Raw genomic sequence first — 24162 nt, 5'->3', positions numbered from 1 at the left:
GGCCCCGGCGCTCGCCGCGGGAGAAGGATTCTTGCGGCCGCGATCGATTTCGTTGCATCCCAATCAATGTCAGACCGGATTCCGGCGGCACCGCCGCGGGCGGTCCCACCGACCGTACCCAACGGGGGATGGCCTCGAGGCCGTCAGTTCCCGCCGCTGCGCCGATGCGTCCGCCGTTTCGTCTGCGTGGCCGACGCGCGCGACCTTGCCGGCGGCCAACCGAGCCGAGTTAAGGCAACCTAAGTCGGTTCTGAGGGCCTCCGGACCCCCCGATGTCCCGCTGAGCGGGCGAAAAGTCATGGGAAAATAGGCCTTTCGGCAAACGTACTTTGATGCATTACGTTTTGACTTTTACCTTCATCTAGAAGGTAATTGCCCTCCAGTGCAAAGCAGCGGTACGAGGAGCCCGAACCCGGCGCGTTCGGGCCAGATTCGATAAGTGATTGCACTGCAACATATTTCGTAGAAATACGGGTCTGCGGGGCCGCCGTGGCCGTCGGGGCGCTCGCGCGGGGATTGCCGAAATGCGCGCTCCCCGAACGGCATGCGGAACTGACGACGCCGAAAAAAGTTTTGTTGAAATCTATCCAATAAGGCCTTCGGCGACATACGCTAACCGCGTCTCGGGCAACACAATCGGGGATCTGGAAACAGATTGTCCTTGGACGAAGGGGGTAGTAAATGTCTCGTATCAGTAGCAAAGTCGTCATTGCCGTAGTTCTTGGCTTCACTGCGTTGACGGCGTCGGGATGTACGTTCCCGCTCACCGTTTCGTGCGGTGGGACGCCTCCATCCTGCACCACTGGGTAGTAGTCCTGCAGACAAGCGCACGCCGGCAGCTAAAGGTCTGTCCGCCGTCGGGGAGCAGACCGGATTCGGAGGTTTAGTAATGACCGAATATGTCGGCGTGCGCTCACTTGGCATGAAACTGCGGTTCTCAACGTGCGCCAGCCGAATGGCGACCAGAGAACTGCGACCCGGTTTCATGACTTGACCGTGTGGGTGCCCGCCGTAACCCGGCGGGCCCCGTACGGCATCTCGCTGGAAGGCGAATTGGCGACATTACGGGCCGCGGTATTGAGGGGTTACCGAGGTCCGTAATGTCGCCGCTTTTTGCGTCGCGTTAGTGCGGTGCCCAGGGTGGCTCCGCGTGTCCCCGCCGCAGCAAACTGCCTGACCAGAACCGCCGCGCATGGCGATGTGCCATGATGTCCAGGCTGTCAACATTGGGGAGCGGCGGTGGACCTCAACTTTTCGCTGATCACGCGACCGGTCGAACGACTGGTGGCAACGGCGCAAAACGGGCTGGAAGTACTACGCCTGGGCGGCTTGGAAACCGGTAGCGTTCCCTCGCCGTCCCAAATCGTCGAGACCGTACCGATGTACAAGCTCCGTCGGTACTTTCCACCCGACAGCCGTCCCGGCCAGAAGCCGGTCGGACCGCCGGTGCTGATGGTGCACCCGATGATGATGTCGGCGGACATGTGGGACGTCACCCGCGACGAGGGCGCGGTCGGCATCCTGCACTCGCATGGGCTCGATCCCTGGGTCATCGATTTCGGCTCGCCCGACAAGATCGAGGGCGGCATGCGCCGCAACCTCGCCGATCACATCGTCGCGCTCAGCCAGGCCATCGAAACTGTCAGGGAGGCCGCCGGCAGCGACGTGCATCTGGTCGGCTATTCGCAGGGCGGTATGTGGTGCTATCAGGTTGCCGCCTACCGGCGTTCGAAGAGTCTGGCCAGCATCGTGACGTTCGGTTCCCCGGTCGACACCCTGGCCGCGCTGCCGATGGGCATCCCGGCGAACTTCGCCCCGCCGGTCGCCAACTTCATGGCCGACCACGTGTTCAGCCGGCTGGCGATCCCAGGTTGGTTGGCGCGCGCGGGCTTTCAGATGCTGGACCCGCTCAAGACGGCCAAGGCCCGGGTGGACTTCGTGCGTCAGCTGCACGACCGCGAGGCGCTGCTGCCGCGCGAACAGCAGCGCAGATTCCTGGAGTCCGAAGGGTGGATCGCCTGGTCGGGACCGGCCATCTCGGAGTTGCTCAAGCAGTTCATCGCGCACAACCGGATGATGAGCGGCGGCTTCGCCGTGAACGGGCAGCTGGTGACGCTGACCGACATCACCTGCCCGGTGCTGGCCTTCGTCGGAGAGGTCGACGACATCGGCCAGCCGGCCGCGGTGCGCGGCATCCGGCGGGCGGCGCCGGACGCCGAGGTTTACGAATCCCGAATCAGGACAGGACATTTCGGCCTGGTCGTCGGGTCCAAGGCGGCCGAGCAGGGCTGGCCCACCGTGGCCGCGTGGGTGGAGTGGCTCGCCACCGGCGGCGACAAGCCGGCCGCCATAGACCTGATGGCCGATCAGCCGATCGAGCACACCGACAGCGGTGTCGCCCTGAGTTCGCGGCTCGTCCATGGGATCGGTGAGGTCTCCGAGACGGCGCTGGGCCTGGCTCGCGGTGCCGCCGACGCGGTCGTCGCGGCCAACAAGTCGATGCGGACCATGGCCGTCGAGACGGCGCGCACCCTGCCGCGGCTGGCTCGGCTGGGCCAGATCAACGACCACACCCGGATCTCGCTGGGCCGCATCATCAGCGAGCAGGCGAGCGACGCCCCGCAGGGCGAGTTTCTGCTCTTCGACGGCCGGGTGCACACCTACGAGGGCGTCGACCGGCGCATCAACAACGTCGTCCGCGGCCTGATCGAGGTCGGGGTCCGCCAGGGCGACCGGATCGGCGTGCTGATGGAGACCCGGCCCAGCGCACTGGTCGCGATCGCCGCGCTGTCCAGGCTGGGCGCGATCGCCGTCGTGATGCGACCCGACACCGAGCTGGCCGCGTCGGTCCGGCTCGGCGGTGTGACCGAGATCCTGACCGACCCCACCAACCTCGACGCGGCGCGGCAGTGGACGGGCCGGGTGCTGGTGCTGGGCGGCGGTGAGACCCGCGATCTGCACCTGCCCGGGGACGCCCTGGAGCAGGGCCATGTCGTCGACATGGAGAAGATCGACCCCGACGCCGTCGAGCTGCCCGCGTGGTACCGGCCCAACCCCGGCCTGGCCCGCGATTTGGCGTTCATCGTGTTCAGCGCGGTGGGTGGCGAACTGGTCGCCAGGCAGATCACCAACTACCGGTGGGCGGTGTCGGCCTTCGGAACCGCGTCGGCGGCCGGCCTGGACCGCCGCGACACCGTCTACTGCCTCACGCCGCTGCACCACGAGTCCGCGCTGCTGGTCAGCCTGGGCGGCGCGGTCGTCGGCGGCGCCCGGATCGCGCTGTCCCGCGGCCTGCGCGCGGACCGGTTCGTCCAGGAGGTCCGCCAGTACGGCGTCACGGTCGTGTCCTACACGTGGGCCATGCTGCGCGATGTCGTCGACGATCCGGCGTTCGTGTTGCATGGAAACCATCCGGTGCGGCTGTTCATCGGGTCGGGTATGCCGACGGGCCTGTGGGAGCGGGTCATCGACGCCTTCGCCCCCGCCCACGTCGTGGAGTTCTTCGCCACCACCGACGGGCAGGCGGTGCTGGCCAACGTGTCCGGGGCCAAGATCGGCAGCAAGGGCCGGCCGCTGCCCGGCGCCGGCCGGATCGAGCTGGGTGCCTACGACACGGAGAACGACCTGATCCTGGAGGACGACCGCGGGTTCGTGCGGGTCGCCGGGGTCAACGAGGTCGGGATGATGCTGTCGGCGTCCAACGGCCCCATCGATCCGAACGCGTCGGTCAAACGCGGCGTCTTCCGGGCGGGTGACACCTGGATATCGTCGGAAAGCCTGTTCCGCCGCGACGAGGACGGCGACTACTGGTGGTTGGGCCGGCGTCACACGGTGGTGCGCACCGCTCGGGGATTGGTCTACGCCGAGCCGGTCACCGACGCGCTCGGCCTGATCAACGGCGTCGACCTCGCGGTCACCTACAACGTGCCGTTCGGCAACCTGGAGGTCGCGGTGTCGGCGGTGACCCTGCTGCCCGGCGCGAGCATCACCGCGGGGGACTTGACCGAGGCCTTCGCCAAGATGCCCGTCGGGCTGGGACCCGACATCGTGCACGTGTGCCCGGAGATGACGCTGAGCGCGACCTACCGGCCGACGGTCAGCGCGCTGCGCGCGGCCGGGATCCCGAAGGCCAAGCGGACGGCGTGGTATTTCGACACCGCCACCGATCAATTCCGCCAGTTGACGGCGGCCGTGCGGACCGAACTGAGCGCCCGGTATCGAGGCAACGATGATTGACGAGGCCCTGCTGCAGATCCTGGTCTGCCCGGCCGACCGCGGTCCGCTGCTCCTGGTGTCCCAAGAAGGCGGGGCCGAGCTGCTCTACAACCCGAGGCTGCGCCGCGCCTATCGCATCGAGGACGGCATCCCGGTACTGCTCGTTGACGAGGCCCGCGACGTCGACGACGACGAGCACGCCCGGCTCACGGAGCGAGGCCGTCCGGCAGCTCCCCGGTGAGGTAGCGCTGCAGATTCGGCGCGATGGTCTGGGCGACCTGCTCGGCCGGTAGCGAGGCCAATGGCTCGACCTGCACGATGTAGCGGGCCATCACCACGCCCATCAATTGCGATGCGACGAATAGGGCGCGAATCTTGCCGGTTCCCGGGGGATTGTCGACGCGGGAACCCACCTCCTCGACGACGATCTCCTGCAGGAAGGAACGCGCCAGGTTGAGGTCCGCCCCGGATATCAATCCTCGGAGGGTCGCGATCAGCCCCGCGCCCAATTCGGAGTCCCAGATCGGCAACAGCACCGACGGCAGCCGCAGCCCGAGCTCCTCAACGGGGGTCTCCCGCATCGGCACCAACACGGTCATCGGGTCGATCGGGAGACGGATCGCGGCGGCGAACAGCTGTTGCTTGGTGCCGAAGTAGTGATGCACCAGAGCGGCGTCGACTCCCGCCCCCGCGGCTACGGCACGAATCGAGGTGCGGTCGATTCCGTTGCGCGCGAACAGCTCTCGCGCACTGGCCAGGATGCGGTCCCGGGTGTCGGAGTTCCCGGCCGGCCGTCCGGGCCGCCGCCTGCGCCCGGTGTTGGCGGCCGTCACCTGGGCCGTCCGTGTCGACCCGCTGCGCCCCTTGCGATCGCCACTACCCCGTTCGGCGCCGCAGTGTCGCCGCGGCCAGGCACAGCGCGGCGAACGCCGAACCCGCCACGACGGCGATGTCGCGCACCGCGACTCCGGTCAATTCGGTGTGCGAATTCACCTGCTGCAGTGCTTCCAGCGCGTAGCTCGCCGGCATCACGTTGCTGATCCATTGCAGCCATTCTGGCATCGCCGCGCGCGGGACGATGATGCCGGCCAGCAGCAGCTGCGGCACCATCACCAGCGGGATGAACTGCACCGCCTGAAACTCGGTGCGCGCGAACGCACTACACAGCAGGCCCAGGCCGACCCCGAGCACCGCGTTGACGACCGCGATCACGAACACCCACACCCAGCTGCCCTTGGTATCGAAGCCGAGGAACCAGAACGCCACGGTGCAGGCCACCGTCGCCTGCAGGGCCGCGGCGATCGAAAAGGCGGTGCCGTAGGCGATCAGTAGATCGAGCCGGCGCAGGGGAGTGGTCAGAATCCGCTCCAACGTCCCGGACGCCCGTTCGCGCTGCATGGTGATCGCCGTGATGATGAACATCACGAACAGCGGGAAGAGGCCGAGCAGGATCAGGCAGGCGTTGTTGAACGGCGACGGTGTGCCCGGGAAGTGCGGGGCATTGTGAAACATGAAGTACATCAACGTGATAACCAGGACCGGCACGGCGACGATCATCGCGACGCTGCGGTGATCGGCGGCCAGCTGACGCAGAATCCGCGTCGTGGTGGCGGTGTAGCCCTTGATCCCTAGCCGGCTTGGCGCATGCTGCGCTTGATGATGGACAGAAACGCGTCCTCCAGTGACGTGCATCCCGTGTCCTCTCGTAGGTGGGTCGGCGTGGTGTGGGCGACGAGGCGGCCCTCGCGCATCAACAACAGGTCCCCGCAGTGGTCGGCCTCGTCCATCACGTGGCTGGAGACCAGCAACGTGGTTCCGGCCCGGGCGAGCTCGCTGAACTGTTCCCACAGGTCCGCGCGCAGCACGGGGTCCAGGCCCACCGTCGGCTCGTCGAGCACCAGCAGATCGGGCTGGCAGACCAGGGCACAGGCCAGCGAAACCCTGGTGCGCTGGCCACCGGAGAGGTTGGCGCACAACGCGGTTCGATGATCGGTCAGCCCGACCCGGTCGATCGCATCATCGGCGGCGTGGCTGTCGAAGCCGTACAGCGTGGCGAAGTAGCGCACGTTGTCGACGATCCGCAGGTCGTTGTAGATGGTGGGGTCCTGCGGCAGGTATCCGACGCGGCGGCGCAGCTCGGGGGAGCCGGCCGGCCTGCCAAGCACCGTGACCGTGCCGGACGTCACGACCTGGGTACCGACGATGCACCTGATCAGCGTGGTCTTCCCGCAGCCGGAGGGGCCGAGCAGGCCGGTGATGCTGCCGCGCCCGATCTGCACCGAAAAGTCCTGCAGCGCAGCGCGTTTCCCGCGGATCACCCGCAAGTGGTTGATGTCGACGGCAGGCTCCGGACCGCCCCGCGGTAATTCATCGTTCGATGAAATCATCATGTGATGAATAATTCGCCGCTACGGCGGAGTTGTCAAGAGGGCCTGCGGGCGCACGCGCTAGCGCGAGGCGCTAGCGCAAATCAGGACGACGTTGTGTCAGCCCGGCGAACCCGGACGGCGCAGCGGCAGGTGTCCGTGCACGCCTTCGGCGTAGGCGGTCTCCGCGTGCTGGGTGAGGTCGGCCCCGGCGGTCTCGTCCTCGGGGCTGAGCCGGAAGCCCATCACCCGTTCGATCACCTTCCCGAGGACGAACGTCACCGCGAACGCGTACACCGCGACGACCACGATCGCGAGCAGCTGCTTGCCGAGTTGGGCGAAGCCGCCGCCATAGAACAGGCCCTGCGGGCCCGCCGTCATCACCGCCGTGGCGAACAGCCCGATCAGCGATACTCCGACCACGCCGCCGACGAAGTGCACGCCGACCACGTCGAGCGAATCGTCATAGTTGAGGCGCATTTTCGCGGTCACCGCGAACGCGCACACGACGCCCGCCGCGAGGCCGACCGCCGCCGCGCCGAGCGTGTTGACCGTCCCGCACGACGGGGTGATGGCGACCAGGCCGGCGACCACGCCGGAGGCCGCGCCGAACGTGGTGGGCCTGCCGTCGCGGATCTGTTCGACGGTGAGCCAGCCGAGCATGCCCAAGCACCCGGCGACGAGGGTGTTGAGGAAGATCGCCGCCGCGGTTCCGTTGGCCGCCAACGCCGAACCGGCGTTGAAGCCGAACCAGCCGAACCACAGCAGCCCGACGCCGACGAACAGCAACGGCAGGTTGTGCGGCCGCATCGCGTCCTTCTTGAAGCCGATGCGGGGCCCGAGCACCAGCGCCAGGGCCAGCGCGGAAGCGCCGGAGACGATTTCGACCACCAGGCCGCCCGCGTAGTCGAGGACGCCGAGCTTGGCCAGCCAGCCGCCGGGACCCCATACCCAGTGCGCGACAACGGCATACACGACGATCGCCCACGCCGGGACGAACACGATCCAGGCGGCGAACTTGGCGCGGTCGGCGATCGCGCCGCTGACGAGGGCCGCCGTGATGATCGCGAAGGTCAACTGGAACGTGGCGTACAGCAGTTCGGGAACCGTGCCGTGCGCGGTGTCGGGTGTGATGCCGAGCATCCCGATGTGCTTGAGGTTGCCGATGAATCCGCCCGCCCCGTCCTCGGAGAAGGCGAGCGTGTAGCCGACCAGCAGCCACGCCACCGTCACCAGGGGGATGGAGATGAAGCTCATCATCATCATGTTGAGCACCCCGGTGGTGCGGACCATGCCGCCGTAAAAGATCGCCAGCCCGGGGGTCATCAGCAGGACCAGGGCGGTGCTGGCCAGCAGCCACGCGGTGGCGGCAGGGTCGATCGCATGCATTTTTGGGCTCCTTCGCCACGAGGCAACCGGGATATTGCCATGTTTGTGCAGTCGGTAGGTTCGTTGGGTGCGAATCGGTCGTGGCGCGGCCGCCGGCCAGCTGTCGGTCGATCCGGTCGCGGCCGCGAATCGTCTGCTCGGCGCCACACTCACGGGGCGGGGCGTGCGCGCGGTCGTCGTCGAGGTCGAGGCCTATGGCGGTGTGCCCGACGGGCCCTGGCCGGACGCGGCCGCCCACTCCTATCGGGGTCCCAGCGCCCGCAACACGGTGATGTTCGGACCCCCCGGTCGGCTGTACACCTACCGCAGCCACGGCATCCACGTCTGCGCGAACGTGTCATGCGGTCCCGACGGCACCGCCGCGGCCGTGTTGTTTCGGGCCGCCGCTGTCGACGAGGGTTTCGACGTCGCCCAAGCCCGGCGCGGCGCGGCGGTTCGCACCGCAGCGCTGGCGCGCGGCCCGGGAAACCTGTGCTCCGCCCTGGGAATCACCATGTCCGACAACGGGATTGATTTGTTCGACGCCAGCAGTCCGGTGCGGCTGACGCTGAACGGCGCCGAAGGCGCGGTGGCGGGTCCCCGCGTGGGCGTCAGCAAGGCCGCCGACCGGCCGTGGCGGTTGTGGCTGGCGGGCCGGCCGGAAGTCTCGGTGTATCGGCGAAGTCCGCGGGCACCCGCGCCCGGCACCAGCGACTAGCTCGCTCGCGCCGAGCGTCGAGTTGTTGGGCCGACAAGGCCCGAAACTGCGCAACAAGTCGACGCTCGCGGGCTCCGACCGACTGACCTGGGAGACTCTGTAGCCATGATCCTCGACGAGCTGACCTGGCGAGGGCTGATCGCGCAGTCCACCGACCTCGACGCGCTGGCCGCCGAGGCGCAGCGCGGGCCGATGACGGTCTACGCCGGTTTCGACCCGACCGCGCCGAGCCTGCACGCCGGGCACCTGGTGCCGCTGCTGGCGCTGCGGCGCTTCCAGCGCGCCGGTCATCGCCCGATCGTGGTGGCCGGCGGCGCCACCGGCATGATCGGCGACCCCCGCGACATCGGCGAGCGCACCATGAACGAGGCCGACACCGTCGCCGAGTGGACCGACCGCATCCGCGGCCAACTGGAGCGCTTCGTCGACTTCGACGACTCGCCGACCGGCGCGATCGTCGAGAACAACCTCGAGTGGACCCGGGCCATGTCGACGATCGAGTTCCTGCGCGACGTGGGCAAGCACTTCTCGGTCAACGTGATGCTCGACCGCGACACCGTGCGGCGGCGCCTGGAGGGCGACGGGATCTCCTACACCGAGTTCAGCTACATGCTCTTGCAGGCCAACGACTACGTCGAACTGCATCAACGCCACGGCTGCTCGCTGCAGATCGGCGGCTCGGATCAGTGGGGCAACATCATCGCCGGCGTCCGCCTGGTCCGCCAGAAGCTCGGCGCGGCGGTGCATGCGCTGACCGTCCCGCTGGTGACCGCGGCCGACGGCACGAAATTCGGCAAATCCACCGGCGGCGGCAGCGTGTGGCTCGATCCGCAGCTGACCAGCCCCTATGCCTGGTACCAGTACTTCGTCAACACCGCCGACGCCGACGTGATCCGCTACCTGCGCTGGTTCACCTTCCTGCCCGCCGAGGAGCTGGACGAGCTCGAACAGCAGACGGCCGAGCGCCCGCAGCAGCGGGCCGCCCAGCGCCGGCTGGCCGCCGAGCTCACCACCCTGGTGCACGGCGAGGCGGCCACCGAGGCCGTCGAGCACGCCAGCCGGGCGCTGTTCGGCCAGGGCGAGCTGGATCGCCTGGACGAGTCGACGCTGTCCGCGGCGCTGCGCGAGACGTCGGTCGCGCAGCTCACGCCCGGCGACCCCGACGGCATCGTCGACCTGCTGGTGGCCAGCGGCCTGTCGGCCAGCAAGGGCGCCGCGCGGCGGACGATCGGCGAGGGCGGCGTGTCGGTCAACAACGTTCGGGTCGACAGCGACGAATGGGCCCCGCAGCCTTCGGATTTCCTGCATGGCCGGTGGCTGGTGCTGCGCCGCGGCAAGCGCAACATCGCCGGCATCGAAAAGGTCTAGAAAAGGGCTAGGGAAGGTGTAGAAGCGGGGACCTCGTCTCGGAAGGAGAAGCCAAGCTCGAGGAGGGGGGACTCGAGGGAAGTTTGACGAGGTCCCCGCTGCACCACTTATCTTTCGACGTTTCGGCGCGGCGCGCTATCCCACGAACGGCTGAATCCCCGGCGGAAATCCGTTGTCCCCTAATTGGGGGACAGGACGTAAGATGGCACCAAACACGCTGCGCCTCTTGGCTTTCCGAAAGTCTGTTCGGTCGGCGCCACTGCACAAAGCGGCCGAACATGATCCACCCGGCAGCGTCGGGGAAGTGCCTGCAAAACGCGGTGGTTTGCAAACCTTAATCTCATCGTGTCCTGAATGTGACACTCGTTGACCAGTCTTGTCACAGTGATCTGCGCCCCCAAGACACCCACCCTGTGGCTCATCGTGTTGACCGCGGCCCTGGCCGCCGCGGCCGCGACGCTGGCGGCCCCGATCCGCGCCGACATGATCGGCAACACGTTTCTCAACGCTCTGACCAGCGCCGGCGTTCCGTATACCCAGCCGGCATCCACCACGGCCGCGGGCGAATCGGTCTGCCCGATGATCATCGCGCCGGGCGGCGATTTCGACTCCGTCGTCTCCAAAATGGCGGCCGGGAACGGCATGTCCCAGAAGACGGCGGGCATTTTCACCATCGTCGCGATCGCGACGTACTGCCCGGCGATGATCGCGCCGCTGGTGCCCAACCGCCTGAAGGGCTAGCTCGCCCGGCCGTGCCCGTATCCTTTGCAGGGTGCAGGAGGCAAACGAGGTGAGCGGCGCGAGTGGTCGACGACAGTAAGCGCCGCGGCGGCGACCGGCGACCGCACACATCCTCGGGGGGTGCCCCGCGACGCGGACCCCGCACCGAGCGGGACGACCGTTGGTCCGGACCCGGGCGGACGCGCTCGGCTCAGCCGCAGCAGACCGACGGCGATCGCGCGCCCCAAGGGCCCGCGATACCGGCCGAGGTGGACGCCAAGGATTTACCGCCGGAGGCCCGCCGCGAGCTGAGCACGCTGGACCGCGCCACCGCCGACGCCGTGGCACGTCACCTGGTGGCCGCAGGCGAGCTGCTCGACGAGGACCCGCAGGAAGCGCTGAACCACGCCCGCGCGGCCCGCGCCAGAACCAGCAGGATCGCCGCGGTCCGTGAAGCCGTCGGCATCGCCGCTTACCGCTGCGGGGATTGGGCGCAGGCGCTGTCCGAATTGCGTGCCGCCCGCCGGATGGGCAGCAAGTCGTCACTGCTGGCGCTGATCGCCGACTGCGAACGCGGCCTCGGCCGTCCGGAACGTGCGATCGAGTTGGCGCGTGGGCCCGAGGCGGCCGACCTCAACGAGGACGACGCCGACGAGTTGCGCATCGTCGCCGCGGGCGCGCGCTCCGATCTGGGGCAGCTGGAGCAGGCGCTGGTCGTGTTGTCGACCCCGCAGCTGGACCCGAGCCGCAGCGGCTCGACCGCGGCCCGGCTGTTCTACGCCTACGCCGATACCCTCCTGGCGCTGGGCCGCGACGACGAGGCGCTGCAATGGTTTCTGCGTTCGGCGGCCGCCGACATCGACGGCGTGACCGACGCCGAAGAACGGCTCAGCGAACTTGGCTGACACGAAACCCATTGCGCAGGAATATGATTGCCTGCTGATCGATCTCGACGGGACGGTGTTTCGCGGCCGTCAGCCCACCGACGGCGCGGTACAGACGCTGGACGAGATCACCAGCCGAAAGCTGTTTGTCACCAACAACGCCTCCCGCAGCGCCGAGGAGGTGGCCGCGCACCTGCGCGAGCTCGGTTTCACCGTCACCGGCGAGGACGTCGTCACCAGCGCGCAAAGCGCCGCGCACCTACTCTCCGAAAAGTTGCCGGCGGACTCGGCGGTGCTCATCGTCGGCACCGAGTCGCTGGCCAACGAAATCTCCGCGGTGGGGCTGCGCCCGGTGCGCAGCTTCGACGACGACCCCGCGGCCGTCGTCCAGGGGCTGTCGCAGACCATCGCGTGGCCCGATCTCGCCGAGGCCGCGCTGGCGATCCGGGCCGGGGCGCTGTGGGTGGCCGCCAACGTCGACACCACGCTGCCCACCGAGCGCGGTCTGCTGCCCGGCAACGGCGCCCTGGTGGCGGCGCTGCGGGCCGCGACCGGCTCCGAGCCCACGGTCGCCGGCAAGCCCGCGCCCACGCTGCTCAACGACGCGGTGGCCCGCGGCGACTTCCACGCACCGCTGGTGGTCGGCGATCGGCTCAACACCGACATCGAGGGCGCCAACGCCGCCGAATTGCCCAGCCTGATGGTGCTCACCGGGGTCAACAGCGCCCTGGACGCCGTCTGCGCCAAACCCGAACAGCGGCCCACGTATATCGGCCAGGACCTGCGGTCCCTGCGGCGGGACAGCGCGCTGCTCGCGGTGGGCCCGCAGCCCGCCTGGCGGGTCGACGTCGACGGCCAGACGGTGACGGTCAGCGGCAACGGCGGCGACGACCCCGACGGGCTGTCGATTGTCCGCGCAGTCGCCCACGCGGTGTGGGAAGCGGGGCTCGACGGTGGATCGCCTCGCATCGAGGCGGCCGACGACGCGGCGCGCGACGCGCTGCAACGCTGCGCTTTGGTGCGCGGCGACTGACGGATGACTTAGCGTAGAAACGCCATGAATATCGATCCTGATCAGATTCGCGCCGATATCGACTCCCTGCTCGCGCAGCTGCCCCAAGCCGGTGACCCGGAAAACCCGGAAAGCGGGCCCTCGCTGTCCGAGCTCGAAGACATCGCACGCCGCCTTTCCGAGGCCCACGACGTGCTGCTGGCTGCGCTGGAGTCGGCGGAGAGGGGCTGAGAGCGCCCATGCCTCGACGCGCCCGCGTTGACGCCGAGCTGGTCCGGCGCGGCCTGGCCCGGTCGCGGCAGCAGGCGGCCGAACTGATCGGCGCGGGCAAGGTCCGCATCGACGGCATGCCCGCGGTCAAACCCGGCACCGCCGTCGCCCTCACGTCGGCCTTGATCGTGGCCGACGACGGGGAACGCAGCTGGGTATCGCGCGGCGCGCACAAGCTGATCGGCGCGCTGGACGCGTTCGACATTCCCGTCGCCGGCCGTCGCTGCCTGGACGCCGGCGCATCCACGGGTGGTTTCACCGAGGTGCTGCTGGACTGCGGCGCCGTCGAGGTGGTCGCGGCCGACGTGGGCTACGGCCAGCTGGCCTGGTCGCTGCGCTCCGACCCGCGGGTGGTCGTCATCGAGCGGACCAACGCGCGTGAGTTATCGCCCGAGGCGATCGGCGGGCCGGTCGACCTCGTGGTGGCTGACCTGTCGTTTATCTCGTTGGCCACCGTGTTGCCCGCGCTGACTGGATGCGCTTGCGCGGACGCGGATATCGTTCCCATGGTGAAGCCGCAGTTTGAGGTGGGGAAGGGCCAGGTGGGTGCTGGCGGGGTGGTTCACGACCCTGGGTTGCGTGCCGAGGCGGTGCTGGGCGTCGCCAGGCGCGCCGGCGAACTGGGCTGGCACACCGTCGATGTCACCGCCAGCCCGCTGCCGGGCCCGTCGGGCAACGTCGAATACTTCCTGTGGCTGCGCGCCGAGACCGATCGGGCGCTGTCCGGCGACGGACTGGTCGGCGCGGTGCGGCGCGCGATAGCCGAGGGCCCGCAATGAGCGAGGAACGCACCGTCCTGCTGGTCGCGCACACCGGTCGCGACGAAGCGGCCGAAACCGCGCGGCGCGTGCAGAAAGTGTTGAGCGACAACGGGATTGCACTTCGCATGCTGTCCGCCGAGGGAGTGGACCGGGGGCCGCTGCGGCTGGTGCCCGACGACATGCGGGCGGTCGGCGCCGGCATCGAGGTCGTCGACGCCGATCCGGACGCCGCCGATGGCTGCGAACTGGTGTTGGTCCTCGGCGGCGACGGCACGTTCCTGCGCGCGGCCGAGCTGGCGCGCAACGCCGACATCCCGGTGCTCGGCATCAACCTGGGCCGCATCGGCTTCCTGGCCGAGGCCGAGGCGGAGGCCATCGACTCGGTGCTCGAGCACGTGATCGCCAAGGACTACCGCGTGGAAGAACGCCTGACGCTCGACGTCGCGGTGCGCCGGGGCGGTCACATCATCGACCAGGGCTGGGCGCTCAACGAGGCCAGCCTGGAAAAGGGCCCGCGGCTGGGCGTCCTGGGCGTGGTCGTCGAGATCGAGGGGCGTCCGGTGTCGACGTTCGGCTGCGACGGGGTGTTGGTGTCGACGCCGACCGGGTCGACGGCCTATGCGTTCTCGGCGGGCGGCCCGGTGCTGTGGCCTGACCTGGAGGCGATCCTGGTGGTGCCCAACAACGCTCACGCGCTGTTCGGCCGCCCGATGGTCACCAGCCCGGACGCCACCATCGCCATCGAGATCGAAGCGAGCGGCAACGACGCCCTGGTGTTCTGCGACGGCCGGCGCGAGATGCTGGTGCCAGCGGGCGGGCGGCTCGAGGTGACCCGGTGCGGTACGCCGGTGAAATGGGCCCGGCTGGACAGCGCGCCGTTCACCGACCGCCTGGTGCGCAAGTTCCGGTTGCCGGTGACCGGCTGGCGCGGACAGTAACGCCGCTGCGGGTGCTGACTGAATGCTGACCGAAATCCGCATCGAGTCGCTCGGTGCCATCAGCTCTGCGGTCGGGGAGTTCGGCCGCGGCCTGACGGTGCTGACGGGCGAGACCGGAACCGGCAAGACCATGGTGGTGACCGGGCTGCACCTGCTCGGTGGCGCCCGCGCCGACGCCACCCGGGTGCGCTCGGGGGCTGAGCGGGCGGTCGTCGAAGGGCGTTTCACCACAACCGATTTCGACGACTCGGCGGTCGCCGGTCTGGACGGCATGCTGGACGCGGCGGGCGCCGAGCGCGACGAGGACGGCAGCGTGATCGCGCTGCGCTCGGTCAGTCGCGACGGACCGTCGCGCGCCTACCTCGGCGGCCGCAGCGTGCCCGCCAAGTCGCTGGGCGACTTCACCGCCGAGCTGCTGACGTTGCACGGGCAGAACGATCAGCTGCGGCTGATGCGGCCCGAGGAGCAGCGCGGCGCCCTGGACCGCTTCGCCAAGGCCGGCCCCGCGCTCGAGCGCTACCGCAAGCTGCGCGACGCGTGGTCGTCGGCGCGCCGCGACCTGTTCGACCGCCGCAACCGGGCCCGCGAACTCGCCCTGGAGGCCGACCGGCTGAAGTTCGGGCTCGACGAGATCGAGGTCGTCGACCCGAAGCCCGCCGAGGACGAGGAACTGGTCGCCGAGATCCTGCGGCTGTCCGAACTGGGCACCCTGCGCGAGGCCGCGGCCTCCGCGCGCGCGTCGCTGTCCGCGGACGATGCCGACGGATTCGGCACCACCGCCACCGACAGCCTCGGACGGGCAAGGGCCGCACTGGAATCCACCGACGACAGCACCCTGCAGGCGCTGGGCAAACAGGTCGGCGAGGCGCTGACGGTGGTCGCCGATGCGGCGCGCGAGCTCGGCTCCTATCTGGACGAGCTGCCGACCGACGCCAGCGCGCTGGAGTCCAGGCTGGCCCGTCAGGCCGAGCTGCGCACGCTGACCCGCAAGTACGCGGCCGACATTAGCGGCGTCCTGCAGTGGGCGGCGGAATCCCGCGAGCGGCTGGCCCAACTCGACGTCTCGGAGGAGGGGCTGGCCGCGCTGGACCGCCGCGTCGACGAGCTGGCAGGCGAATTAGCCGAAGCAGCAGTCGATCTCAGCGCAATCCGGCGCAAGGCCGCCAAGCGACTGGCCAAGGAGGTCACCGGGGAGCTGTCCGGGCTGGCCATGGCCGACGCCCAGTTCTCCATCACGGTGACGGTCGATCCGGCGCCGGCCGCCGACGACCCGGCAACGATCGCGCTGCCCTCCGGCGAGCTGGTGCGGGCCGGCGCCGACGGCGCCGATCAGGTCGAGTTCGGTTTCGCCGCGCACCGCGGGATGGACCAGCTGCCGCTGGCCAAGAGCGCATCCGGTGGCGAGCTGTCCCGGGTGATGCTGGCGCTGGAGGTGGTGCTGGCCGCGTCGGCGGCGGGCACCACCATGGTGTTCGACGAGGTCGACGCCGGCGTCGGCGGCCGGGCGGCGGTGCAGATCGGGCGGCGGCTGGCGCAGCTGGCGCGCAGCCATCAGGTCATCGTGGTCACCCACCTGCCACAGGTTGCCGCCTACGCCGACGTACACCTCGTGGTGCACGGCGCGGGCCCGAAGGGGACCAGCGTGGTGCGGCGGGTGACCGACGACGAGCGGGTCGCGGAGCTGGCGCGGATGATGGCCGGGTTGGGCGAATCCGACAGCGGCCGCGCCCACGCCCGCGAGCTATTGGACGCGGCGCAGAACGACCAGATCTAACCGTCGCTTCCCCGTTCGAGACCACATCGTCGCGGGCCTGTTACAGATGTGACTCTAGATAACTTATGAGGCGGATGTTACGGCGCGCCTCCCGGCCTCGGCCGGGCATCGCGGACAGAATCAGCCTCCATGAGGATGTCTGGTCTGCTAACACGTAACACCTCCCGACCGGGTCTGACCGGCACCGCTCGGGTGGATCGCAACATCGACCGCCTGCTGCGCCGAGTGTGCCCCGGCGACATCGTGGTGCTCGACGTCCTCGATCTGGACCGCATCACCGCCGACGCGCTCGTGGAGGCCGACGTCGCTGCCGTCGTGAACGCGTCGCCGTCGGTCTCGGGCCGCTACCCCAACATGGGCCCCGAGGTCCTCGTCAACAACGGCGTCACGCTGATCGACGAGACCGGGCCGGACATCTTCAAGAAGGTCAAGGACGGCGCCAAGATCCGCCTGCACGAGGGCGGGGTGTACGCGGGGGAGCGTCGGCTGATCCGCGGCACCGAGCGCACCGACCACGACATCGCCGACCTCATGCGCGAAGCCAAGAGCGGCCTGGCCGCCCACCTGGAGGCGTTCGCCGGCAACACGATCGAGTTCATCAAGAGCGAAAGCCCGCTGTTGATCGACGGCATCGGCATCCCCGACATCGACCTCGACCTGCGCCGCCGGCACGTGGTGATCGTCGCCGACGAGCCCAGCGCCGAGGACGACCTGAAGTCGCTCAAGCCCTTCATCAAGGAGTACCAGCCGGTGCTCATCGGGGTGGGCTTCGGCGCGGATGTGTTGCGCAAGGCCGGATATCGCCCGCAGCTCATCGTCGGCGACCCCGCGGACATCAGCAACGAGGCCCTCAAGTGCGGCGCCCACGTCGTGCTGCCCGCGGACGCCGACGGCCACGCGCCCGGCCTGGAGCGGATCCAGGACCTCGGCGTCGGGGCGATGACGTTCCCGGCCGCGGGCTCGGCGGTCGACCTGGCACTGCTGCTGGCCGACCACCACGGCGCCTCGCTGCTGGTGACGGCCGGCCACACCGCCAACATCGAGACGTTCTTCGACCGGACGCGGACCCAGAGCAACCCGTCGACGTTCCTGACCCGGCTGCGGGTCGGCGAGAAGGTGGTCGACGCCAAGGCGGTCGCCACTCTGTACCGCAACCACATCTCGGCAGGCGCGATCGCGCTGCTGGCGCTGACCATGCTGATCGCGGTCATCGTCGCCTTGTGGGTGTCCCGCACCGACGCGGCGGTGCTGCATTGGATCACCGACTACTGGAACCACTTCTCCCTGTGGATTCAGCACCTGATCTCTTGATTATTTGAGGTTCAAAGAGGGGGCCGGGAGCTCATGATCTCGTTACGCCAACATGCGTTCTCGCTGGCTGCGGTCTTTCTGGCGTTGGCCGTGGGAGTTGTGCTGGGTTCCGGCTTCCTGTCGGACACCCTGCTGTCGAGCCTGCGCGACGAGAAGCGCGACCTGCACACGCAGATCAGCGGGCTCAACGACCAGAAGAACGTCCTGAACGAAAAGCTCAGTGCGGCAAACAATTTCGACAACCAGCTGGTCGGCCGCATCGTGCATGACGCGCTGGGCGGCAAGTCGGTTATGGTCTTCCGCACACCGGACGCCAAGGACGACGACGTCGCGGCGGTGTCGAAGATCATCGGGCAGGCCGGCGGCACGGTCACCGGCACGGTGGCGCTCACGCAGGAGTTCGTCGACGCCAACTCCGCGGAGAAATTGCGGACCGTGGTGAACTCGTCGGTCCTGCCCGCGGGACAGCAGCTCAGCACCAAGATGGTCGACCAGGGCTCGCAGGCCGGTGACTTGCTGGGCATCGCGCTGCTGATCAACAGCAACCCGGCGGTCCCGCCGGTCGACGACCTGCAGCGCGACACGGTGCTGGCGGCCCTGCGCGACACCGGGTTCATCACCTACACGCCCAGCGACCACCTGGGCGCGGCGAACACCGCCCTGATCGTCACCGGCGGCGCCCTGCCGCAGGACGCCGGCAACCAGGGGGCCAGTGTGGCCCGATTCGCGGCCGCGCTGGCGCCGCACGGTTCGGGCACGCTGCTCGCCGGGCGGGACGGCTCGTCGACCGGCGGCGCGGCGGTGGCCGTGGCCCGCGCCGACGCCGGTATCAACGCCGCGATCAGCACCGTCGACGACGTCGAGTCCGCGCCCGGGCGCATCACCACGGTCCTGGGCCTGCATGAGCTCCTCAACGGCGGCCACGCCGGGCAGTACGGCACCGGCCACGGCGCGACAGCGATCACGGTGCCTCAGTAGCCGACGCTCGGGCGTGTTAGCCACCGCTTCGGGCGGTGGATGTTAGGGTAAATTTCCGTGGGTCGGCAGGCCCAAGCTGGTCAAAGCTAGACGAAAATGACGCCCTGCCCGTCTTCACGGAGGCCGCCTGTGCGAAAGCACCCGCAAACCGCCACCAAGCACCTCTTCGTCAGCGGTGGGGTCGCCTCATCGCTCGGTAAGGGATTGACCGCGAGCAGTCTCGGTCAATTGCTCACCGCCCGAGGGTTGCATGTGACGATGCAAAAGCTCGATCCGTACCTCAACGTCGATCCGGGCACGATGAACCCGTTCCAGCATGGCGAGGTGTTCGTCACCGAGGACGGCGCGGAAACCGACCTCGACGTCGGACACTACGAGCGCTTCCTGGACCGCGACCTGTCCGGCTCTGCGAATGTGACTACCGGGCAGGTTTATTCGGCCGTGATCGCCAAGGAGCGGCGCGGCGAGTATCTCGGCGACACCGTCCAGGTGATCCCGCACATCACCGACGAGATCAAACGCCGCATCCTGGAGATGGCCGAGCCGGACGCCGACGGGCGCCGCCCGGACGTCGTGATCACCGAGATCGGCGGCACGGTCGGCGACATCGAATCGCAGCCCTTCCTGGAGGCGGCGCGGCAGGTCCGCCACGACGTCGGCCGCGAGAACGTCTTCTTCCTACACGTGTCGCTGGTGCCGTATCTCGCGCCGTCCGGCGAACTCAAGACCAAGCCGACCCAGCACTCGGTGGCGGCGCTGCGCAGCATCGGTATCAGCCCGGACGCGCTGATCCTGCGCTGCGACCGTCCCGTGCCCGAGCCGCTGAAGAACAAGATCGCGCTGATGTGTGACGTCGACATCGACGGCGTCATCTCCACCCCGGACGCCCCGTCCATCTACGACATCCCCAAGGTGCTGCACCGCGAGGAGCTGGACGCGTTCGTGGTGCGCCGCCTCAGCCTGCCCTTCCGCGACGTCGACTGGACGCAGTGGAACGACCTGCTGCAGAGGGTCCACGAGCCACACGAGACCGTGCGAATCGCCTTGGTGGGCAAGTACGTTGACCTGTCCGATGCCTACCTCTCGGTGACCGAGGCGTTGCGCGCCGGCGGGTTCAAGCACCACGCCAAGGTCGAGATGGTGTGGGTGCCCTCCGACGACTGCGCGAGCGCCGCGGGCGCCACGTCGTCGCTAGGCGACGTGCACGGTGTGCTGATTCCCGGCGGGTTCGGCATCCGCGGCATCGAGGGCAAGATCGGCGCCATCCGCTACGCGCGGTCGCGCGGGCTGCCGGTGCTGGGGCTGTGCCTGGGGCTGCAGTGCATCGTGATCGAGGCCGCCCGCTCGGTGGGCATCACCGAGGCGAACTCGGCCGAATTCGAGCCGTCGACCCCGGATCCGGTGATCTCCACGATGGCCGACCAGGAAGAGATCGTCGCCGGCGAGGCCGACCTCGGCGGGACGATGCGACTGGGCGCCTACCCGGCTGTACTTGAGCCGGATTCGATTGTGGCCCAAGCGTATGAGTCCACCCACGTGTCCGAGCGGCACCGGCACCGCTACGAGGTCAACAACGCCTACCGGGACAAGATCGCCGAGAGCGGCCTGCGGTTCTCCGGGACCTCGCCCGACGGTCATCTGGTGGAGTTCGTCGAATATCCGGCGGACATCCACCCGTTCATCGTCGGCACCCAGGCCCATCCCGAGCTGAAGAGCCGGCCCACCCGGCCGCACCCGTTGTTCGCGGCGTTCGTCGGGGCCGCGCTTGATTACCGGGCGGGCGAGCAGCTTCCGGTGGAGATCCCGGAGCACACGTCCAACGGCAACCAGCACCGCGAGAGCGCCGAGCGGCAGCGACCCGAACCAGCCACTCGTGGCTGAGCACGTTTTCGAAACCGCTTCTAGCGAAACGCTATTCACGGGAAAGATTTTCGCGCTGCGTCGCGACCACGTGCGAATGCCGGGCGGTAAGGAAGCCGTTCGCGAGGTCGTCGAACATTTCGGTGCGGTCGCCATCGTCGCGCTCGACGACGACAACAACATCCCGCTGGTCTACCAGTACCGCCACCCGCTCGGGCGGCGGCTGTGGGAGCTGCCCGCCGGGCTGCTCGACGTCGGCGGCGAACCCCCGCACCTGACCGCGGCCCGCGAACTCAAGGAGGAGGCGGGGCTAGAGGCCGACACCTGGCAGGTGCTCGTCGACCTCGACTCCACGCCCGGCTTCAGCGACGAATCGGTGCGCGTGTATCTGGCCACCGGGCTGCGCAAGGTCGACCGGCCCGAGGCGCACGACGAAGAAGCCGACATGAGGCTCGAGTGGTATTCGCTCGCCGAGGCGGCCCGCTTGGTGCTCGGCGGCGACATCGTCAATGCGATTGCGGTCGCGGGAATTCTGGCCGCGCACGCGGTCGGCACCGGCTTCGCCGAGCCCCGCCCGCTGGACAGCCCGTGGGTCGACAAGCCGACTGCCTTCGCGGAGCGACGGGCCGCGCAATGACGGTGGCGGTCCTGGACACACAGATGCAGGGCTACCTCGAGCACCTGACGATCGAGCGCGGCGTGGCGGCCAACACGCTGAGCTCGTATCGGCGCGACCTGCGGCGGTACTCAAAGCATCTGTCCGACAGGGGTATTCACGACCTCGCCAAGGTGGGTGAGGACGATGTCAGCGAGTTTCTGGTGGCACTGCGGCGCGGCGATCCCGAATCCGGGGCCGTCGCGTTGTCGGCGGTGTCGGCCGCGCGGGCGCTGATCGCGGTGCGCGGGCTGCACCGGTTCGCCGCCGCCGAAGGGCTGGCCGAACTGGACGTGGCGCGCGCGGTGCGGCCGCCGACGCCCGGGCGCCGGCTGCCGAAGAGCCTGACCCTCGACGAGGTGCTGGCGCTGCTGGAAGGGGCCGGCGGCGACAGCCCGGCCGACGGTCCGCTGACTCTGCGCAACCGGGCGCTGCTGGAGCTGTTGTATTCCACCGGATCCCGGATCTCCGAGGCCGTCGGCCTGGACGTCGACGACATCGACGCGCAGGCCAGGACGGTGCTGCTGCGCGGCAAGGGCGGCAAGCAGCGGCTGGTGCCGGTCGGGCGTCCGGCGGTACAGGCACTGGACGCCTACCTGGTGCGCGGGCGCTCGGAGCTGGCGCGGCGCGGCCGCGGAACACCGGCGATCTTCCTCAACGTGCGCGGCGGCCGGCTGTCGCGGCAGAGCGCGTGGCAGGTGCTGCAGGACGCCGCCGCACGCGGGGGCATCACGTCGGGGGTGTCGCCGCACATGCTGCGGCATTCGTTCGCCACCCATCTGCTGGAGGGCGGCGCCGACGTCCGGGTCGTGCAGGAGTTGCTCGGCCACGCCTCGGTGACGACGACCCAGATCTACACGTTGGTCACCGTGCACGCGCTGCGCGAGGTGTGGGCCGGGGCCCACCCGCGCGCCCAGTAGCGGCGGCCGACTCTCGCGCCGAACGTCGAGTTGTTGGGGCGATACGCCCGAAATCCTCGCAACTAGTAGACGTTCGGCGGCCGCTCAGCCGAGGTAGTCCGATTCGAGCACCAGATCGGACAGCATCGACTGGTACTCGACGTGCGCCTTGTGCTCGACGGTGTTGAACAGTTTGCCCTGCTGGTCGTGCATGTAGGCGCGGTACTTCGGAGCGCCCGGCACCCGGACGTTGTCGGCGACCACGATCGAGCCGGGATGCAGCCAGCCCCGGTCCAGGATGCTGTGCAGGTCGGCCAGGTACGCGTCCTTGTCGTGATCGAGGAACACGAAATCCAATGTTCCCGAGGCGAACCCGTGGTCGTTTGCCAGGGCGTCCAGCGTCCGGCCCCCGTCCCCGATGGTGCCGACCACGCACGTCACCCGGTCTGCGACCCCGGCATGCGCCCAGATCTGCCGGGCGTTGGCCGCGTTTGCCTCGGCGAGTTCGACGGAATACACCTTGGCGTTCGGCGCCGCGCGCGCGATCCGCAGCGCGCCGTAACCGCAATAGGTGCCGAGCTCCAGCGCGAGCGCGGGCTGAGCGCGGCGCACGGAAGCGTCTAGCAATAGGCCTTTTTCGTCGCCCACGTTAATTAGTAGGGATTTCTCGTAGGCGAATTTGTCAATGGTGGCCAGCACGTCGTCAATGTCGCCGGGCCGGGCATTTTTCAGCACGTAGGCGACCGCTGCCGCCTCGCGCCCGTCGCCGATCTGGCCCGTGGTGGTGATGTTGCGTGTTGCGGTGGCCATCCGCCAAACCGACCAACGCAGTAGCGGTATTCGCCGCTTCAGATTCATGGAAAACCACCCTAGGCCGCCCCCGAAAATAACGGTCCTGTGGAGGGCCGTAAAAAATTGTGACGTTTTGGTCCTTTACTCGGGGGACTGTGGTATCTACTCTGCTTTCCGGAGGGGGGAACGAATGATTTCGTTACGCACGATGATGATGCGTGGCGGTACCTCTTCGGGTGTCTACCTACTCAAGTCGGATATCGACGAGACCGGTGTTGATCCGGATGTGTTGCTGTCGGTCATTCTCGGGTCTCTGAATCGGGCCCAAATCGATCGGCTCGGCGGCGACGGAGCGACCACCAGCAAGGTGGCGATCGTGGGCCCCTCGACGCGGCCCGATTGCGACGTCGACTATCTGTTCGCGCAGGTTGATCTCGGTACCTTGTGGGTGGACTGGAATCTGACGTGTGGCAATCTGCTCGCTGGAGTCGCGTCGTTCGCGATCGAGCGTGGACTGGTGCTGAAGGCCCACCCGGCCACCGCGGTTCGAGTACACGTAGTGAATAGTGGTGCGGCGGTTACGGTTTCGGTCGGCAGCGGCGGGGTGACCGGGCGGTCGGCGCCGGTCGAGCTGATGTTCGACAACTTCTGCGGCGGTCGCACGGGGAAATTGTTCCCCACCGGTCGCCCGGTCGACCACCTCGGAGACGTGGCGATCACGGCGATCGACGCCGGCGTGTGCGCGGTCATCGCCGAGGCCCGCGAGTTCGGGCTCACCGGTGGCGAGTCGCCCCAGCAGCTCAACAGCGATACGCGATTGCTCGACCGGCTCGAGCGCCTGCGCCTGCGGGCGGCGGTAGCTATGGGCCTGGGCGACTCGCGTGGGTACGTCCTGCCCAAAGTCATGCTGGTGTCGGAATCGCACCGCGCGGATCTTCGATCGCGCTATTTCGTGCCCGACGGTTGCAACGACGGCCACGCGGTCGCGGGCGCGGTGTGTCTGGCGACCGCGGCGGCGGTTTCCGACACGGTGGCCGGAAAACTGCTCGGGCGTCCGGCCGGCATCCGGCCCCTGCTGCTCGAGGACGCGACGGGAACCGTGAGCGTCGACATCAACCGGATCGGCAGCGGCGATCTCAAGATCGGAGCGTCGGTGCGCAGCATGGCGCGCAAGCTGTTCGACGGCTACGTCTTCGCCGATATGCATAGGGAACCCTGCCTGATCGGTGATACTGCTGAGGCCGGTGTGACGTGAGATCACGGTCGGCGCGCC

General features: G+C 68.7%; 22 protein-coding genes. 17 read left to right on the top strand and 5 right to left on the bottom strand.

Features of this window, described 5'->3' with window-relative positions; genetic code table 11:
* The first annotated feature begins 1239 nt into the window (after positions 1–1239).
* The gene (locus MRAB57_RS23870; RefSeq protein ID WP_077089535.1) at positions 1240–4236 is read left to right on the top strand and encodes an acyl-CoA synthetase; all 2997 of its coding nucleotides are present in this window, start codon (positions 1240–1242) and stop codon (positions 4234–4236) included.
* Positions 4229–4456, top strand: coding sequence for a Trm112 family protein (locus MRAB57_RS23865; RefSeq protein WP_077089533.1), 228 nt, complete (start codon positions 4229–4231; stop codon positions 4454–4456). Before MRAB57_RS23870 ends, MRAB57_RS23865 begins: the two co-directional genes overlap by 8 nt.
* Here MRAB57_RS23865 and MRAB57_RS23860 read toward each other — a convergent pair.
* The 4 genes from MRAB57_RS23860 to MRAB57_RS23845 form a co-directional block, all read right to left on the bottom strand.
* Positions 4422–5048, bottom strand: a complete 627-nt coding sequence (locus MRAB57_RS23860) for a TetR/AcrR family transcriptional regulator (protein WP_077089532.1) — start codon at positions 5046–5048, stop codon at positions 4422–4424. The two genes, MRAB57_RS23865 and MRAB57_RS23860, sit on opposite strands and share 35 nt — an antisense overlap.
* 43 nt (positions 5049–5091) lie before the next feature.
* Positions 5092–5907: an ABC transporter permease gene (locus tag MRAB57_RS23855; protein ID WP_077089531.1), complete on the bottom strand. Its 816-nt coding sequence runs from the start codon at positions 5905–5907 to the stop codon at positions 5092–5094.
* On the bottom strand, positions 5844–6605 hold the full coding sequence (locus tag MRAB57_RS23850; RefSeq protein ID WP_077089530.1) for an ABC transporter ATP-binding protein: 762 nt from the start codon (positions 6603–6605) through the stop codon (positions 5844–5846). Before MRAB57_RS23850 ends, MRAB57_RS23855 begins: the two co-directional genes overlap by 64 nt.
* Before the next feature lie 96 nt (positions 6606–6701).
* Positions 6702–7970, bottom strand: a complete 1269-nt coding sequence (locus MRAB57_RS23845) for an ammonium transporter (protein ID WP_077089529.1) — start codon at positions 7968–7970, stop codon at positions 6702–6704.
* Positions 7971–8043: 73 nt separating this feature from the next.
* Here MRAB57_RS23845 and MRAB57_RS23840 point away from each other — a divergent pair, with 73 nt between their 5' ends.
* The 14 genes from MRAB57_RS23840 to xerD all read left to right on the top strand — a co-directional run bounded on the left by MRAB57_RS23840 (position 8044) and on the right by xerD (position 22118).
* Positions 8044–8667, top strand: coding sequence for a DNA-3-methyladenine glycosylase (locus tag MRAB57_RS23840; protein WP_108638133.1), 624 nt, complete (start codon positions 8044–8046; stop codon positions 8665–8667).
* 105 nt (positions 8668–8772) lie between these two features.
* Positions 8773–10035, top strand: a complete 1263-nt coding sequence (gene tyrS, locus MRAB57_RS23835) for a tyrosine--tRNA ligase (RefSeq protein ID WP_077089527.1) — start codon at positions 8773–8775, stop codon at positions 10033–10035.
* Positions 10036–10401: 366 nt separating this feature from the next.
* A complete protein-coding gene (locus tag MRAB57_RS23830; RefSeq protein ID WP_077089526.1) occupies positions 10402–10776 on the top strand; it encodes a DUF732 domain-containing protein in 375 nt (124 codons plus the stop codon).
* A gap of 62 nt (positions 10777–10838) precedes the next feature.
* Complete coding sequence (locus MRAB57_RS23825) at positions 10839–11660, top strand: tetratricopeptide repeat protein (RefSeq protein WP_077089525.1); 822 nt, start codon at positions 10839–10841, stop codon at positions 11658–11660.
* Positions 11653–12672 carry an HAD-IIA family hydrolase gene (locus MRAB57_RS23820; protein WP_077089524.1) on the top strand — a complete coding sequence of 340 codons (1020 nt, stop codon included), beginning with the start codon at positions 11653–11655 and terminating at the stop codon, positions 12670–12672. The genes MRAB57_RS23825 and MRAB57_RS23820 overlap by 8 nt, the downstream gene beginning before the upstream one ends.
* 24 nt (positions 12673–12696) lie before the next feature.
* Positions 12697–12882, top strand: a complete 186-nt coding sequence (locus MRAB57_RS23815) for a hypothetical protein (protein ID WP_077089523.1) — start codon at positions 12697–12699, stop codon at positions 12880–12882.
* A gap of 8 nt (positions 12883–12890) precedes the next feature.
* Positions 12891–13700 (top strand): TlyA family RNA methyltransferase, encoded by an 810-nt coding sequence (locus MRAB57_RS23810; protein WP_077089522.1) that lies wholly within the window; start codon positions 12891–12893, stop codon positions 13698–13700.
* The gene (locus MRAB57_RS23805) at positions 13697–14620 is read left to right on the top strand and encodes an NAD kinase (RefSeq protein WP_077089521.1); all 924 of its coding nucleotides are present in this window, start codon (positions 13697–13699) and stop codon (positions 14618–14620) included. Before MRAB57_RS23810 ends, MRAB57_RS23805 begins: the two co-directional genes overlap by 4 nt.
* Positions 14621–14642: 22 nt before the next feature.
* Entirely contained in the window at positions 14643–16394 is a 1752-nt protein-coding gene (gene recN, locus MRAB57_RS23800; RefSeq protein ID WP_077089520.1) for a DNA repair protein RecN, read from the top strand.
* Positions 16395–16523: 129 nt separating this feature from the next.
* Entirely contained in the window at positions 16524–17705 is a 1182-nt protein-coding gene (gene steA, locus MRAB57_RS23795; RefSeq protein ID WP_077089519.1) for a putative cytokinetic ring protein SteA, read from the top strand.
* Between the two features lie 33 nt (positions 17706–17738).
* Positions 17739–18683, top strand: a complete 945-nt coding sequence (locus MRAB57_RS23790) for a copper transporter (protein WP_077089518.1) — start codon at positions 17739–17741, stop codon at positions 18681–18683.
* Between the two features lie 129 nt (positions 18684–18812).
* Positions 18813–20564, top strand: a complete 1752-nt coding sequence (locus MRAB57_RS23785) for a CTP synthase (protein ID WP_077089517.1) — start codon at positions 18813–18815, stop codon at positions 20562–20564.
* Entirely contained in the window at positions 20557–21180 is a 624-nt protein-coding gene (locus MRAB57_RS23780) for an NUDIX domain-containing protein (RefSeq protein WP_077089516.1), read from the top strand. The genes MRAB57_RS23785 and MRAB57_RS23780 overlap by 8 nt, the downstream gene beginning before the upstream one ends.
* The gene (gene xerD, locus MRAB57_RS23775) at positions 21177–22118 is read left to right on the top strand and encodes a site-specific tyrosine recombinase XerD (RefSeq protein WP_077089515.1); all 942 of its coding nucleotides are present in this window, start codon (positions 21177–21179) and stop codon (positions 22116–22118) included. The genes MRAB57_RS23780 and xerD overlap by 4 nt, the downstream gene beginning before the upstream one ends.
* Positions 22119–22202: 84 nt before the next feature.
* On the opposite strand, the gene MRAB57_RS23770 is transcribed toward xerD, so the two are convergent.
* A complete protein-coding gene (locus tag MRAB57_RS23770; RefSeq protein ID WP_077089514.1) occupies positions 22203–22955 on the bottom strand; it encodes an O-methyltransferase in 753 nt (250 codons plus the stop codon).
* Between the two features lie 124 nt (positions 22956–23079).
* On the opposite strand from MRAB57_RS23770, the gene MRAB57_RS23765 reads away from it, so the two are divergent.
* Positions 23080–24144 carry a PrpF domain-containing protein gene (locus MRAB57_RS23765; RefSeq protein ID WP_077089513.1) on the top strand — a complete coding sequence of 355 codons (1065 nt, stop codon included), beginning with the start codon at positions 23080–23082 and terminating at the stop codon, positions 24142–24144.
* Positions 24145–24162 lie beyond the last annotated feature (18 nt).

The organism is Mycobacterium rhizamassiliense (assembly GCF_900157375.1).
Lineage (GTDB): Bacteria > Actinomycetota > Actinomycetes > Mycobacteriales > Mycobacteriaceae > Mycobacterium > Mycobacterium rhizamassiliense.
Note: the sequence above shows the minus strand (reverse complement) of the source record. Positions and strands in the feature narration are given on the sequence as shown.